14 protein-coding genes are annotated in these 15,218 nt (G+C 43.0%); 7 read left to right on the forward strand and 7 right to left on the reverse strand.

What is annotated here, in order from left to right; all coding sequences use genetic code 11:
* Positions 1 to 245: 245 nt before the first annotated feature.
* Together AB6E08_RS20210 and AB6E08_RS20215 are read right to left on the reverse strand one after the other, a co-directional pair.
* A complete protein-coding gene (locus AB6E08_RS20210) occupies positions 246 to 1,817 on the reverse strand; it encodes a DEAD/DEAH box helicase (protein ID WP_009845700.1) in 1,572 nt (523 codons plus the stop codon).
* Positions 1,818 to 1,981: 164 nt separating this feature from the next.
* Positions 1,982 to 3,337 carry a diguanylate cyclase gene (locus tag AB6E08_RS20215; protein ID WP_372064351.1) on the reverse strand — a complete coding sequence of 452 codons (1,356 nt, stop codon included), beginning with the start codon at positions 3,335 to 3,337 and terminating at the stop codon, positions 1,982 to 1,984.
* Positions 3,338 to 3,610: 273 nt separating this feature from the next.
* Between AB6E08_RS20215 and AB6E08_RS20220 the strand changes: the two genes are divergently transcribed.
* The gene (locus AB6E08_RS20220; protein WP_122046215.1) at positions 3,611 to 4,819 is read left to right on the forward strand and encodes a DUF3541 domain-containing protein; all 1,209 of its coding nucleotides are present in this window, start codon (positions 3,611 to 3,613) and stop codon (positions 4,817 to 4,819) included.
* Between the two features lie 97 nt (positions 4,820 to 4,916).
* Here the strand turns inward: AB6E08_RS20220 and AB6E08_RS20225 are convergent, their stop codons facing one another.
* The 4 genes from AB6E08_RS20225 to AB6E08_RS20240 form a co-directional block, all read right to left on the reverse strand.
* A complete protein-coding gene (locus AB6E08_RS20225; protein ID WP_371727106.1) occupies positions 4,917 to 5,528 on the reverse strand; it encodes a class I SAM-dependent methyltransferase in 612 nt (203 codons plus the stop codon).
* A 45-nt stretch (positions 5,529 to 5,573) separates the two neighbouring features.
* The gene (locus tag AB6E08_RS20230; protein WP_372064349.1) at positions 5,574 to 5,843 is read right to left on the reverse strand and encodes a hypothetical protein; all 270 of its coding nucleotides are present in this window, start codon (positions 5,841 to 5,843) and stop codon (positions 5,574 to 5,576) included.
* Positions 5,844 to 6,182: 339 nt separating this feature from the next.
* Complete coding sequence (locus AB6E08_RS20235) at positions 6,183 to 7,391, reverse strand: NupC/NupG family nucleoside CNT transporter (RefSeq protein ID WP_009845705.1); 1,209 nt, start codon at positions 7,389 to 7,391, stop codon at positions 6,183 to 6,185.
* A 442-nt stretch (positions 7,392 to 7,833) separates the two neighbouring features.
* A complete protein-coding gene (locus AB6E08_RS20240) occupies positions 7,834 to 8,454 on the reverse strand; it encodes a hypothetical protein (RefSeq protein WP_017100968.1) in 621 nt (206 codons plus the stop codon).
* A 420-nt stretch (positions 8,455 to 8,874) separates the two neighbouring features.
* On the opposite strand from AB6E08_RS20240, the gene AB6E08_RS20245 reads away from it, so the two are divergent.
* From AB6E08_RS20245 to AB6E08_RS20260, 4 genes are all read left to right on the forward strand, one after another.
* Entirely contained in the window at positions 8,875 to 9,351 is a 477-nt protein-coding gene (locus AB6E08_RS20245; protein ID WP_372064376.1) for a hypothetical protein, read from the forward strand.
* 285 nt (positions 9,352 to 9,636) lie between these two features.
* A complete protein-coding gene (locus tag AB6E08_RS20250; RefSeq protein WP_009845707.1) occupies positions 9,637 to 9,906 on the forward strand; it encodes a PTS sugar transporter subunit IIB in 270 nt (89 codons plus the stop codon).
* Positions 9,907 to 9,916: 10 nt separating this feature from the next.
* Positions 9,917 to 11,173 carry a PTS ascorbate transporter subunit IIC gene (locus tag AB6E08_RS20255; RefSeq protein ID WP_009845708.1) on the forward strand — a complete coding sequence of 419 codons (1,257 nt, stop codon included), beginning with the start codon at positions 9,917 to 9,919 and terminating at the stop codon, positions 11,171 to 11,173.
* The gene (locus tag AB6E08_RS20260) at positions 11,170 to 11,619 is read left to right on the forward strand and encodes a PTS sugar transporter subunit IIA (RefSeq protein ID WP_009845709.1); all 450 of its coding nucleotides are present in this window, start codon (positions 11,170 to 11,172) and stop codon (positions 11,617 to 11,619) included. The genes AB6E08_RS20255 and AB6E08_RS20260 overlap by 4 nt, the downstream gene beginning before the upstream one ends.
* 196 nt (positions 11,620 to 11,815) lie before the next feature.
* Here the strand turns inward: AB6E08_RS20260 and AB6E08_RS20265 are convergent, their stop codons facing one another.
* Positions 11,816 to 12,829 (reverse strand): succinylglutamate desuccinylase/aspartoacylase family protein, encoded by a 1,014-nt coding sequence (locus AB6E08_RS20265; protein WP_372064346.1) that lies wholly within the window; start codon positions 12,827 to 12,829, stop codon positions 11,816 to 11,818.
* Positions 12,830 to 13,205: 376 nt separating this feature from the next.
* On the opposite strand from AB6E08_RS20265, the gene AB6E08_RS20270 reads away from it, so the two are divergent.
* Both AB6E08_RS20270 and AB6E08_RS20275 read left to right on the forward strand, forming a co-directional pair.
* Positions 13,206 to 14,195 carry a porin gene (locus tag AB6E08_RS20270; RefSeq protein ID WP_029225491.1) on the forward strand — a complete coding sequence of 330 codons (990 nt, stop codon included), beginning with the start codon at positions 13,206 to 13,208 and terminating at the stop codon, positions 14,193 to 14,195.
* A gap of 155 nt (positions 14,196 to 14,350) precedes the next feature.
* Positions 14,351 to 15,214, forward strand: coding sequence for a DMT family transporter (locus AB6E08_RS20275; RefSeq protein WP_372160218.1), 864 nt, complete (start codon positions 14,351 to 14,353; stop codon positions 15,212 to 15,214).
* Positions 15,215 to 15,218: the final 4 nt, after the last annotated feature.

Consider the following 15,218-nt stretch of genomic DNA (forward strand, 5'->3'; position numbering starts at 1 on the left):
GATTTGCTTAGAATGACTAGGCTACTTCCCCCTCGCCGCGATTAAAACGCTTTTAGCTCGAACAAAATTTAACCGCGAAAGGTCAACACGCCCTAATTACACCCATAAAAAAACGCGAACATTGAAATTCAATATTCGCGCTTGTTCGAGTTCGATAGCAGGAAGTCGTCAATGAACGAGAACCCTCCTACGAAGCGATCTCGTTACATAATCTTTGTAAAGCTACGTGACAAACGTTCTGTCTACTATTTCTGAGATGCAGGCTTAGAACGGCTTCTAGATGGTGAAGGTTTGTTACCTGTAGGCTTGTTACCTGATGACTTGTTAGACGGTTTGCTCGAACCATTACTTCCACCGAAACCAGACTTTTTAGGTTTACCTGCACCACCTGGCTTGCCAGAACTATTCGTAGAAGGCTTATTACCGCGCTTATAGTTGCTGCCATTATTTCTTAAAGACTTATCATCACCAGCAGCTGCAGAGTTGCTGTCTGAAGCTTTGTTGCCTGAGTTAGGCTTACGCTTTGGAGCAGATCCATTACCTGCTACATGACGCTTGTTCTTGCCTGCTGGCTTATGGCCGCGAGCATTCTCACCAGAACGTTGGCCATCCGAGTGTTCGCGTGTCTTTTTCGGTTTCTTAGGCTTAATCGGACGCGAATCCAAGCGAGATTCTGGTAATTTGTTTACGGGTGCAAAACCTTCCAGTTCACGACGCTCCAGTACTTGTTGAATAAGGCGTTCAATACCGAATAGCTCACCCACTTCATCTGCACAAACCAATGAAATTGCTTTACCAACTTCACCAGCACGGCCAGTACGACCAATACGGTGAACGTAATCTTCTGATACGTTTGGAAGGTCGAAGTTAACCACTTGAGGAAGTTGTGGGATATCAATACCACGAGCAGCGATATCGGTCGCTACGAGTACTCGTACCTTACCGGTTTTAAAGTTCTCTAAGGCTTTAGTACGCGCGCCTTGGCTCTTGTTACCATGGATAGGAGCAGAAGTGATGTCTTGCTCTTCAAGGAAACGAGCAAGCTTGTTTGCACCGTGTTTTGTTTTGCTGAACACCAACACTTGTCGCCAATCATTATCTTTGATCAGCTTAGCTAGCATTGGCGCTTTTTTCTTTTTATCTACTGGATAAATACTTTGTTCAACAGTGGGTGCTGTTGAGTTTGCAGGGCTTACCGAGATTTCAACTGGGTTATTTACTAAGCCTTTAGCCAAGCTACGAATATCATCAGAGAACGTTGCAGAGAACAGTAAGTTCTGACGCTTCTTAGGTAGAAAAGCCAAGATCTTACGGATGTCGCGGATGAAACCCATGTCTAACATGCGATCAGCTTCATCTAATACTAGAATCTCTAGCTGATCAAAACGCACTGCATTTTGGTTGTATAGGTCAAGTAGACGACCCGGTGTTGCCACCAACACATCACTGCCTTTACGAAGTTTTTGCATCTGAGGGTTAATTTTCACGCCACCAAACACGACCGTAGAAGTAAGCGGTAAGTTAATACCGTATTTAACTACGCTGCCATTCACTTGCGCAGCAAGTTCACGGGTAGGTGTTAGCACTAATGCACGAACTTGGTTCTGACGTACGCGAGGGCCTTTTGATAACATTTCAAGAATAGGTAGCGTGAAGCCAGCAGTTTTACCTGTACCTGTTTGAGCAGCGGCCATTACATCTTTGCCCGTTAGGACAGCTGGTACGGCTTTCTCTTGGATTGGTGATGGCTTATCGTAACCTTGTGCTTCAATAGCTTTAAGGATCGGTTCAGAAAGGCCAAGGGAGGTAAAACTCATAGATTATTTTCTCAGTTGAATAACATTTAGTATGAGCAACGCGCAGAAAGAAGTCGTTGCTACAGCTTTCGCTCATCAATAGGATTGATAAAGAGCAAAGCGCGGTATTCTGAGGCTTTTCCCCACATTCAGCAACTAAATTCTAATAGCAGATCCAATCCAACCTATAAAATTTGTCGTTTCTGTTCGTACATTTTTTCATCAGCCGCTTTGAGTAGTGCATCGACACCACTGTAGTTATTGTTGTGAATTACCCAACCAACGCTAATTCGAAGATAAATCGAGTGCGTATCATAAACAACAGGTGTGCTACATATCGCTCTTCGAAGTTTAGCTACAATCGAAGAGACATGTTGATCATCAATGATGCGTGGTAACAAAACTAAGAACTCATCACCACCGATTCTCGCAACGATATCTGAACCACGTAATTCACTCTTAATGCGATTAGCACACTCAATAAGCACTTGATCGCCAGCCGCATGACCAAAAGTGTCATTGATCGCTTTAAAGCCATCCAGATCGATATTTACCACAGCAAAGGTTCTTGCTCTCTGCTTTTGGGTGACTTTGAACGCCTGCTTTAGGCTGTACATAAAGTATCGACGATTAGGTAGCATGGTGAGTTCATCATGCATAGAGCGACTATCTGCAATTCGGTACAGGCGATAAATAGTAAAGAAGGCAAACGCCAGCACTAACATTATGGTGTAACCCACCAACCTTACTGCTTGAATTCGATACCACTGCACATCCATCAACACATGCTCATTACCAGAGAGAGCAAGGTACCAACCACCGTATGGAAAGCTCACCTGTTCAGTCACAAAAGCATTATCAAATACGTCCTGAGAGCCATAAAAGACCGCGCCATCTTTACCCGAACTGTTTGCACCGCGAATCGCGAGTTTATACTTGTTTTCGAGTATCCCAATTCCGACATCTTCAAACAGCTCATCTAAACTAATAACGGCACTGGATACACCCCAATAGTCTTCGTTAAAAGGCGGGTCTCGAAAGATCGGAGTTCGCGTAATGATAGCTTGGCCACCTTGAAACAGCTCAAAAGGACCAGCAATAAAGGTGTTGCCAAGATTACGGGCTATCTCAACAGACTCCCATTGGTCTGGATAATCACGATAATTAATACCGAGAATCTGCTCATTGCCTTCCATAGGGTAAACAAAGTTTAGAATGTCGTCTTTGGCTAGCCCAATAAGACGAATATGGAAACCATCTTTAATAATACTTTCAGCAATCTTGTCCCAATTTTTCACCTCACCATCAGGGTTTATGATCACTAAGGTCGAAAAATTATTGAGGATATACATATCTGACACGATCGCGGCTTCGATTCGAGAACGAATGATCGATAGCTGCTTTTTTGCCTCAGAGTAGGATTCATCTTTCAGGTAGGATAACTCTTTAGAGTGAAAAAACTCGATAGCACTCATTACCACTAAAAAAAACAGTAAAGATAATAATTTGGCAGGCCATTGCTTGCTAGAACCACTTGGCATTCAGACCCCCTAAACCTTTTTGTTCTAAAATTTGCTCATATCAGACTAACTCTTTAAGTATGCCGTTAAGCTATTTAAATACATACACTTAGCCTAGTGCTCATTTCATTATTGAGTCATTCATCACTTAAAGTCCATTAGACACATTGATTACTGAACCAAATATCGAATCAATCTTATTAAAGATTACAATGTATTGACCAAAACCTTACATTGAAAGATTCATGAGTGTTATTTTATATTCACAATTAATCAGCTTGGTACCTTACGAACATGAAGCTAAAAACGCTAACTCTGTGCACATTGTTATCAATCTCAGTTGCGGTTGCGGTTCACGCACAAGCTACTTCAGATACGCTAACAGCTTTTGACACACAACAGACTGTTACTATACAAGAGCCTGTTAACATACAAGCAACAATCGTACCAAATGTTCAATCACAAGCTGGTGTTCTCGACTCTCAAGAGCAATCTTTTAAACAATCCGCCGATCTGATTCGCACAACCTACGAAAGCCAACTTTACACTCTGCCTGCATTCAAAGAAGGTCACTATGGTTTGCGTATGTATCGACAAACATTAGACGACAAATATTCTGCCGCGGTATGGAGTGACATGGCACGTGTAGCAAGTAAGCTCAGCCGCCTGTCGAATGATGTTCACACCATGGAACAAATCGTACTGTACTCAGAAAAGCGTGTTGCTTCCTATGTTGGCGACAGCGATGAACGTAGTGTTCGACGCTACAACATCACCAAGCACATGCCAGAATATCTATATCTTGGTGTTGACCTTCTCGGCTCTATGGCGCGCGCCAATGAGTACGGTTTAGAACACAAGAACGATGCCAAACTGCGTGAAATCATTCGTCGTTATGACTTTTCACGATACGTGACCAATGAAGATATGGTGAAAGCGTGGGCAGCCCAACTCGCTAATCAAGTTTACTGGCTACGCCAATTGGGTGAACAAGATGTCGTTGATGAATTTGTCGATACCTTCAAAAAAGCCTACCCAGACGATAAAGACAAGAAGCTTTCAAGCCAGCAATACGGCAATAAAATCTATGGTATGACACATGTGATTTTTGGAGATTCTGAGTATTACCAGCACCAAGTAAGCGAGCAAGAACACCAATGGATCTACGATTACTTCAGAGAAAACATCGATACGATCCTGTTACGAGCTAAAGAGGATGTGATTGCTGAGGTTGGGTTGACTTTCTTATTAGCCGGTCTAGAGAGTGACCCGGTTGTAGAGAAAACTAGGCTCGCAATCCAGGCATCTATCGATAAGACAAAAGGCATGATCCCTTCGGTCACCGGTGATTTTGATCTCAAATATGGAGAGCACCGCAACGTACTCGCTATCATGCTACTCGATTGGCAGCAAGTGAACGAAGCACCAACTTATGAAGGTAACCCTAAAGTGTTTACTAACATCCCTTACGGACTAGTTGAAAATCAACCGCTGAAGCACTAGCAGTAATACTTAAGTTGATTTTAGAACCCAAAAAGCCGCAAACCTCTCAAGGTCTGCGGCATTTTTAACTCTTACCACACCAACACTTGATTCAGGCTCAGGATACGGCTTTGTTCATCACTATCGTGAAATCCCCTTCAGCGTAACCTTCTATCAAGGAGACATCATCACAGAGTGTTTTACAGAATCGATATACGCCTTGAGGGTGATAACTCATCAAGGTATTGCGTGAAGGATATTGGCTTGAATTGAGCAGATTAAAAATCACCGTCTGATTCGCTAGTCCAAACATACGAGTAATCATGTTAGTCAGATAATCCGAGTCGCGAGAGATGTAATTCAATGAGCCACTGGCGATAACTACATCGTGTACCTCAAGGCTCATTTGGCTCATATCACCCGACAAAAACCGACAACGATCTTCTGTATAGCTCTGTTTCGCCTTCTTTAAAAAGCCTGCGTGTTGGTCAACGCCGGTGTAAGATTGAATGCGATAGATGCTGGCGAGCAACTCAAACAGCTCGCCATAGCCACAACCCAAATCTAAAATACTCTTCTTTTCAAAGTCAGCCGAACGAGCAATCACTTCAAAGCGACATAATTGGCTCTCTTCGCTGGTCCACCCTAAAGCTTTAGCCTTATCGCCATTCGCTCGGTTAGCCTGTTTGCGATGATAGCGATACACTTTCCAACGATCGAGCCAGTGCATTCAAACAAATCTCACTTCAATGAACATAAGTACGCCTCAATAAACTTAGACGTCGGAATTTGAAGAAAAGAGCCCACCGATTTTATAACCGATCGCATAGCAAACCACGGCGACAGTCACAAACACCAAAGCTGAGAAGACATAAGCCACCGATGCAGCGACGCCAGTGCCCCATACTACGCTAAACACCAAACCGAGATACGCTTCTTGCGGCCACTGATAGATAGGAAACTGAGTACCACCAGCAATAAGATAAACCATCGCAAACAAGCCAATGAAGGTAGTAATAAGACCGATAAGAACGCGCATGTTCATAGAGAGACCCTTGATAAATTTGAGCTTGGTTGCCGTATTCTTAGTCGGAACGGAATATTCTTATTCGGAGCCGAGTGTTCTTAATAGAAACCGGATTTTCTTAATTGAAGCCGAATGCTATTAATCGCAACCTAATGATATTCAAGTATATCGGATAAAACAGGCTTGCTCTATTACTCTTCCGAGTGAGCCTTATACACCGCATAGCAATAAAAGTGGTGGTTCAAAATCTGAATCAACTTAACGAGCAGGTACAAAAAAGCGGGCACCCTTCTCACGTTAAATCCGCAAGAAAGGTGCCCGCTTCAACTGAATTTAGGCGCTTTAACTGAATCTCGCTTAAAGCAGGATGAAGATACCCGCTAAACACGCACTCATTAGGTTTGCAAGCGTACCAGCAGCGACTGCTTTCAAGCCTAAGTTTGCCACTTCAGCACGACGCTCTGGTGCCATAACACCGATCGAACCTAGCTGAATAGCGATAGAGCCAATGTTAGCAAAGCCACATAGAGCAAACGTCACGATGACTTGGCTATGTTCAGATAACAGCGCTTTGTTCTCAACGAAATCGATGAAAGCAACAAACTCGTTCATTACGATCTTCTGACCAATGTAAGAACCCGCCATTAAGACTTCATCACTCGGGATACCAATCAGCCATGCTAAAGGCGAGAACAAGTAACCGAAGATAGCTTGCAGCGTAATACCCGCAAAACCGAACGTCTCACCTAAGCTTTCTAGGCCAGTGTTCACCATCGCAATTACACTCACGAATGCAATCAACATAGTACCGACAGCCACCGCGACTTTCATACCGTTCATCGCGCCGCTTGCCAGTGCATCGATCACGTTGCTTTGGTCAGCTTTATCGAGTTCGATATGGTCGTAGTCACTTGGTGTGCTGCGCTCAGGAACGATGATCTTCGCCATTAACAAACTACCCGGAGCTGCCATGAAACTTGCTGCGATAAGGTATTTAAGTTCAACACCTAAACCAGCATAACCACCAAGTACACTGCCCGCTACCGACGCCATACCACCTGCCATTACAGCAAACAGTTCCGAACGAGTCATAGACTTTAAAAACGGACGAATAAGAAGAGGAGACTCACCCTGAGAAAGGAAGATATTACCTGTCGCTACCAAGGATTCAGCTTTGCTGGTGCCTAGCAGTTTTTGCACCGCTCCGCCCAAGATTTGAATCACTTTTTGCATGATACCGAGGTAGTAAAGTGCAGAAATCAGAGCACTGAAGAAGATAATGATTGGAAGTACGCGTATCGCGAAAATGAAACCTTCAGTTGCAAGGTCGCCGAAAAGGAATGCGATACCAGCGTCTGCAAAACCAAGCAGGCTAGAAACGCCATTACTTAGGCTTGTTAGCGCCAATTGTCCCCAAGGGAAATATAACACCAAAGCCGCGAAGCCGATTTGAAGTAATAGTGCACGAGAGACTGTTTTCCAGTTAATCGAAGAACGACTTTCAGATAGCAGGTACGCACAAGCAATCAGTGCAAGAACACCGACAAAACCAAATAGAATATTCATAATGTGTCCTAGTAATCCTTAAAGAGTGAACATGAGCCAAACGAATGACATCAAAGGAATAGGACAAAGAACCGCGAGCAAAACGCTACGCGATGAAGGGGCTAACAACGTTAGCGAATGTAACAACGAGTTGTTCATGTAAAGAATCACCTTATACAAGCAGTGGGACGTAGCTGGTCCGGTCCGTGGGGTCATTCACATATCCATGTGACGGCTTGTATTGGCTAAGCACCGGCTTAAAACCGGAAAAGAAGTATAAACAGTTAAGTGAGACTTTCATCACATTTTTCAACGCAAACGATCGCGCGGTCAAGGATTAAACAAAACGCAGTGTTTATCGTCATTTTTAACTTATCAGTCAAAAAGAACGTCGAGGCAGGAAGTTTAAAATAAAAAGCCACAAAGTGTGGCTTTCTAAAGGATATTATCGAAATGGGCAAAATTAATTAAGCAATGCACTTTTCACTTCAACGTCTTGGAAGATCTCTTCGAAACGTTGTTTATAGATAAGCTGCATTTCATTAATGATCACACCACCATCTGGCACATCGTTCTCGCCTTGGAAGTTTTTGCTCAGCAGTTTCTTACCTACTTCGTCGTAAATAATCACATTTACGTTGTACCAAGAGTTATCCGTAAACGCATGGAAATCATATTTCCATTCATTCAAGACGAACATCATCGACTTATTGTCGAACGCTTTCATCTGCTCAGCGACTTTAGTGATGTCTTCGTTTGGTGTCGTCTCGACTGAGTCCACCGTCACTTGCTGCTTCTTTAAGCCCGCAACAAGTCTATCCGTCAAAAACTGAGACATCGGCTGTTGTGTCGCCGTGTTGTGTGAATAAGGAATACCGAGAGAACTACGAATAATGCCCTCAAACTTTGGCTCTTTATCTTGGTCTAAAACGTATGGGCGTTTATCAATCACTGCAATAGTCAGTGCTTTTTCTTGAGGTACGACACTCAATTGTGGCGCACTCTGTTCTGGAGTTAATACTGTTGCACAACCTGAAAGCCCTAGCGTGATTGTGGCAAGGAGCAAACTGACGAGTTTTGTCATTAGATTTACCTATCTTATTGTTTTGAAGATGGTGTTCTAACAAAAATTGCCTTACTCAGTAAACATTCATTAAATCAATAATTTATACAATTCTTATTTATTTAAATTGGCTCACATATCAGGTTGGTTTTATTGAGTAATTACCCAATAAAACTTTAAGCAGCAGGCGTTGTAAATGAAGATCATGAAATGAATGTGATATGTTCAACCTATGTAGAGAGCTGCGTAACCTCTCGGTTAATTCTGTGTGATTATTACCACTTTTCTGTGTTCTCCCTCATTTACTATGACTTCAAGATTCATCTTAAGTTTAGATGCGTATATACTTTGTATTATCTCACCCATTCATTATCTATAAAACGAGAAGAGCTGATTAGATATAACAGCCATTGAGACTAAGAGAGGAAACACGTGAAGAAAATGGAAGCTCCGCACGACATGAACAATGGAGCTAGATTCAAAACAAATAGACACGGCTATGTGACAGTAGTTGAGTATTATAATACCTATACTGTTATTGTTGCGTTTGAAAACACCGGAAATATCCGCGCTATCAGTGCGGCGAAATTACGTACAGGTCAGTTAACCGATCGCTCTGTCGCACCTGAATCAATTATGATTGGTGAAAAGGTTGAATCCGTTAAGCATGGCATATTAACTATTACCCAAGTTGAATCTGAAAATATTGTGGTTCTGACCAATATCAATAATGAAGAAATTAGAATGTTATTGCCTGCCGTACAGAAAATGAAAGATAAAACCGAAGAAATAGATGGTGAAAATGTTACCTCGCCAAAACTGACTTCTCTTAGCCAACTAACTAAAAGAAATAAAAAGACCAAAGACGTTAATAGCATGCTTAAGAAAATGCTTACCGACTACGGTCGATACGATTAATTCTCTATTTTCTTCAACAGACCCTCTATATATTTACATTCCAATAGACAAATACATCCCCCCCCAACCTTTCTCAATAGATACGTTGCATATTCGTGTGAAAAGTTAAATTTGATCAAAGTCTCACTCTGGATTTTCACCACACACAAGCGAGACCTCTGTCACGATCTCATTTTAGCTTTGTGATGGAGATCTTATTGAAATCTCAATATTTCCATTACTATGCTCCCACACAATAAGAGAACGCAGTTTCTCAACCCCTAAAACCCAATTGAGACAAATATTATGAAAAAGATTCTTGTAGTTTGCGGTAACGGCCTTGGTACTTCACTAATGATGGAAATGGCAGTGAAAGAAGTGGCTAAAAAAATCGGTTTCGAAGCGGAAGTTGATCACGAAGATCTGTCATCAGCTGCATCAAGCAACGCGGATATTTGGGTAGCAGCGACAGACGTTGCAAACCAACTGAAAGAAGGCGGAAAAGAGAACATAATCAGCCTTAAAAATATTTTTGACAAAGCATCAATCGAAGAACAACTAAAAACTTTCATGTAAGGTCAAAATTATGCAGAACTTTTTCGAATTCATGCTCGGCTTATTAAAAGAGCCAGCAATCATGGTAGGCTTAATTGCTTTCATTGGCCTTGTTGCACAGAAAGCTGATATTTCCACCATTCTAAAAGGCACAATTAAAACCGTAATGGGTTTCCTAATTTTAGGTTTTGGTGCTGGCGCTCTTGTTGGCGCACTAAATAACTTCTCAGTTGTATTTACTGAAGCATTCGGCGTAAGTGGTGTTATTCCAAATAACGAAGCAATTGTTGCATTAGCACAAGAAGCATTCGGTTATGAAATGGCTCTAATTATGTTCTTCGCATTCGTTGTGAATATTTTATTGGCTCGTATTACTCCTTTAAAATATATTTTCTTAACGGGTCACCACACAATGTTCATGTCTATGCTAGTAGCGGTAATTCTGTCTACAGCAAACATTGAAGGCACAGTTCTAGTCGCAATCGGCTCTATCATTGTGGGTACATTAATGGTTGTGATGCCAGCGCTAGGCCAAAAGTACACTGAAAAAGTGATGGGTACTGATCAACTGGCTATTGGTCACTTCTCGACACTGTCTTACATCGTGTCTGGCTTCATTGGTAGCAAATTCGGTGACACATCAAAATCAACAGAAGACATCCAAGTTCCCAAAAGCTTAATGTTCCTGCGTGATACGCCAGTAGCCGTAGCAACAACAATGGCTATCTTCTTCATGCTTGCGTCTATTATTGCGGGCGGCGAGTTTGTAGAAACAGTATCAAGCGGTCAAAACTGGGTTGTATTTACCTTCATGCAATCTCTAATCTTTGCTGGTGGTGTTTACATCGTATTGCAAGGTGTGAAGATGCTAATTGCTGAAATCGTTCCTGCATTTAAAGGTATCTCTGACAAACTAGTACCAGGTGCAAAACCTGCTCTAGACTGCCCTATGGTATTCCCAGTAGCACCAAACGCGGTACTAATCGGTTTCCTTTGTTCTTTCGCGGCTGGTCTACTAGCAATGGCAGTTCAAGGTGCACTTGGTTGGACAATCATTGTAGCGGGTGTGGTTCCACACTTCTTCGTAGGTGGTGCGGCAGGTGTTTACGGTAACGCGACTGGCGGTCTACGTGGTGCAATTCTAGGTTCATTCACGCAAGGTCTGTGTATCTCTTTCCTACCAATGCTACTACTTCCAGTACTAGGTGGTCTTGGGCTTGAAGCGACAACATTTGCTGACTTCGACTTCGGTGTTGTTGGTCTGATTCTAGGATGGATTGTTTCATGAGCCTATTCGATTTAATCGGTAACCAAGGCGTTATCATCAACTCTGAAGAGAACCTAACGGTTGATGCTGCGATTGATTTAACCTGTTCAACACTGTTAGCAAGCAAGAAAATTGAAGCAAGCTATGTTGAAGCTATCAAGCAAAAGCACAAAGACATCGGCGCGTACTATGTTCTAGCACCAAAGATTGCGATGCCTCATGCTCGTCCTGAAGATGGTGTGAACGAAGCATCACTGCAGGTGACAGTATTCAAAAAGGGTGTTGATTTAGAGTCGGAAGACAACGGTGACGTTTACCTTTCAATCACTCTGGCAGCGATGGACTCAGATAGCCATATCCATACTATTATGGCGCTATCAGAGTTGTTCCAAAATGATGATGACATTGATGCCATTATCGCAGCGGAAACAGAGCAAGAGATCATCGAGATCTTAAAGCGATACTAGTTACGCTAAAAGCTGTTACTCCCGAGAAAAACTATCAGACCGAGCCCTGCTCGGTCTTTTTTTTACACGTTTCAAATGACGATGCACCAGATTGACAAAGAGACGCCCGCCGAAGAGCTTTTCAACTCAGAGCTTACCAATTAAGAGCTTACTACTTAAGAGCTTTTCAACTGGGAGCTTCTCAACTAAAAGCATCTCAACTCAATAGTCGACAGACAAGAGCCCCTGGCTCCCTTAATGCATCCACGTTATAGCTAAGTACACGTCCGGCAGACAGCGCATGATAACGACGACATTCGTTACCAAAAGCGTCATATTGAATCGCCAAAAGATCATCTTGCTCTACGCTTTGTAAAAGCTCGACCTGAGGCAACACAAAGCCACCAATATCAGCGCGGATAGACACCACATTATTGCCCTCTATCCAATCTATACTCGGCAGTGGCTTTTTGTCTCTTAAACCTTCAGCATCAAGCATCTCGTAGTAAGAAAGAATATTAAAAACACCATCTACGGCTCGTTGAATCATGTCAGGTTGAGTAAATTTCCCCATCCCGACTTCCACTGTAATGCTCGGAATTCCACTTCGATTCCAGACCGTTTCAAGAATACCCGGATCGCCGGGATCATTAAGAACACAATCGGGCTGCATTAACCTCGCCATCTCTAAACATTGCTCTACTCGGTAATCAGAAAACACATAAAGTGGATACACGGCACCACGAGTTTGGGTATGCAGATCAACAGCAAATGTCGCGTTGTGTTTGAGTAAGCGATCCCACAGAGATGCGACGAATCGCTCCGCGGCTAAGCCGTGTGCATCACCAGGAAAGAGTCGATTAAGGTTGGCAGGGCAAGAGCCCGGATCCGAAGAGATAAAATCGCGGCTGTGGTTAAGCAAGCCAGACAAATTCACAGTTGGTACAACTGTCACCGTGCCTTTTAATGTTTTGCCTACTAAATCTCGGATAATTTGCTGAGCAGCCAACACACCGTTTAGCTCATCACCGTGAATCCCGGCAGTGATCATCAACTTCGGGCCGTCTTGACTGCCTTTGAAAACAGAAACCGGCATGTTTTTAGGTTGCCCTAACCCATCACTGGTTACTTGAAACCAAAACTGATGCTCTCCAATCGGTAAGTCTTCGACATTTAAGGCGCCAATAACCTGCCTACCTTGTAAAACATCGCCTAAGTACTCTGTTTTCATCCAACGTCTCCATCTTGTTGAGCAAAATTTATTCTTTTCTAAGTTTTGGCATCATAGAGGATATCTTAATCAGTACAAACAGTTAATAAGATGAAGAAGCTCTAACCTCACCATAAGGTTCACCCATATCATTATCACCTCACCCAAATAGAAACTTGAAAAAGTAACCGAATAAGGAAATACGAGTGGTATACCCATTCACAAACCACTCAGGTTCCTGAAATAAAAGTGCAATAAAATCAACACTTAAAAAGTTCCCTATTCACGAAAATGTAATTTTACAGAAATGAAAGCTTAATTTAGCTGCTCTAGATTAGTTTCATATCGAAACGGAGAGCGCATTGCTCACGGATTTTAAAATACAAGGTAAGTGATTATGAAAAAGGCAGTTCTAGCTTCTGCAGTGGTAGCGGCACTAGTTTCAGGTTCATCGTTAGCAGCAACGGTTTACAGCTCTGATGGTACAGAACTTAAAATTGGCGGTCGTGCAGAATTCCGTGGTGATTTCATTGGTTCTGGTGGTGCTGAAGTTGAAGGTTCAATGAAAGATAAAACTCGTTTCCGTTTAAACCTTGGTGGTAAAACAGAACTTACAGATACTGCAACGGCATTCGGTTTCTACGAAGCAGAGCAAGACACAGGTTCTGATAAGTTTGAAAACCGTTACATGTACGCAGGTGTTGATTTTGACGGCCAAGCCGTTTCTGTCGGTCGCCAAGATATGGCTTCAGTTATCGTATCTGACTTTACAGATATCACTGAGTTTTCTGGTGTGCAGCAAGCATTCGGTGCAGCTTCTGATAAAGAAGATGGTGTATTTGCATACCGTGGCGGCTTTGATGCCCTGCAACTAGAAGCCACTTACCAAACCAACAGCAAAAAAGACTCTGACGGCTACGGCATTTCTGGTGTTTACTCACTGCCAATGGGCTTAGATCTTGGCCTAGCCTACTCAGGTGAAGACCTAGGGGAAAATAAAGGTAGCGCAGACCAAATCCTTGCCGGCCTAGCGTATTCTCTAGACAACCTGTACTTAGCTGCAACTTATTCAACAGGCGACCTAGATGATAAAGCGACAGGTACCGATGCTAAGTCATTCACTGCTATGGAATTTGCAGCGCAATACAAATTCACCAAGCAAGTATCTGCTGCAGTCGTATATACTTACCAAGAAGATGAAATCAACAGCGGAGCAAAAGTAGACGCTGTCGACGGTATTGAATTAGCCGGTTACTACAAACTAAACAGCAATTTCCGCACATACCTTTCTTACTACGTTAACGGTTTAGACGAAGTTAAAAATGCAAAAGGTATCGTGACAGCTGGTGAAGACACACTTCGCCTAGGTGTCCGCTACGATTTCTAATCTAAATCGACTTTAGATAGAGACTAGAAAGGTTGGGCGGTTGCTCAACCTTTTTTCATATTCAAATATTCTGACCAACTTCATCAATGCTTTTTCTGGTTAAGTGGTGCTAAATCCGTATCATAGGTGAACCACATCAAATAATTAGAAGCATCATGTCACAACACCATCCGATCCAAGGCGCTAGCTGGATGCTAACCGCAGGCTTAGCCTTTGCCGTTATTAATAGCCTGACTCAAGTCGCTAGCATTCATTTCGGACTTACTTCTACCACCGTTGCCGTCATTCAATACGCCATCGCGTTGTTCGCTATTCTTCCTTACCTGAAAACGCTGGGCATTCGCCGCGCGCTAAAAACCGACAACCTAAAGTTACACGTATTCCGTGTCTTCTTATCTGTTATTGGTATTCAACTTTGGATATGGGCATTGGCTTACCCAGTACCTATTTGGCAAGGCATTGCCCTTCTCATGACGTCGCCATTGTTTGCAACCATAGGCTCAGGACTTTTCCTCAAAGAGAAAGTTGGGGCAGCTCGCTGGGGCGCGACCTTAGCCGGCTTCGCTGGTGCTATGGTGATTCTAGAGCCGTGGGCAGAAGACTTTAACTGGGCAACACTGTTACCGGTTGGCGCGGCTTTCTTCTGGGCATGCTACTCACTCATGGTGAAAAAACTCTCTTCGCAAGACAGTCCTTCAACCATGGTGGTGTACTTGCTGCTATTGATCACACCATTTAACATCCTGCTTGCCGCGCCAGATTGGCAGACTCCAAGCGGCGGTACAATTTGGGCTATCTTGATTGTTATCGGTGTTATGACGGCACTCGCTCAATGGGCAATTGTAAAAGCCTACTCAGTTGCTGATGCTTCGTTTGTGCAACCTTTTGACCACGCGAAATTACCGTTAAATGTTCTAGCGGGTTGGATTGTATTTAGTTGGGTTCCACCGGGTCGTTTATGGCTAGGGGCGGCTTTGTTGCGTAATTCAATGGAACTAAATCAAGAACCTACGATCTGATCAG

It is taken from the genome of Vibrio sp. 10N.247.310.24 (assembly GCF_041467175.1).
GTDB classification, from domain to species: domain Bacteria; phylum Pseudomonadota; class Gammaproteobacteria; order Enterobacterales; family Vibrionaceae; genus Vibrio; species Vibrio tasmaniensis_A.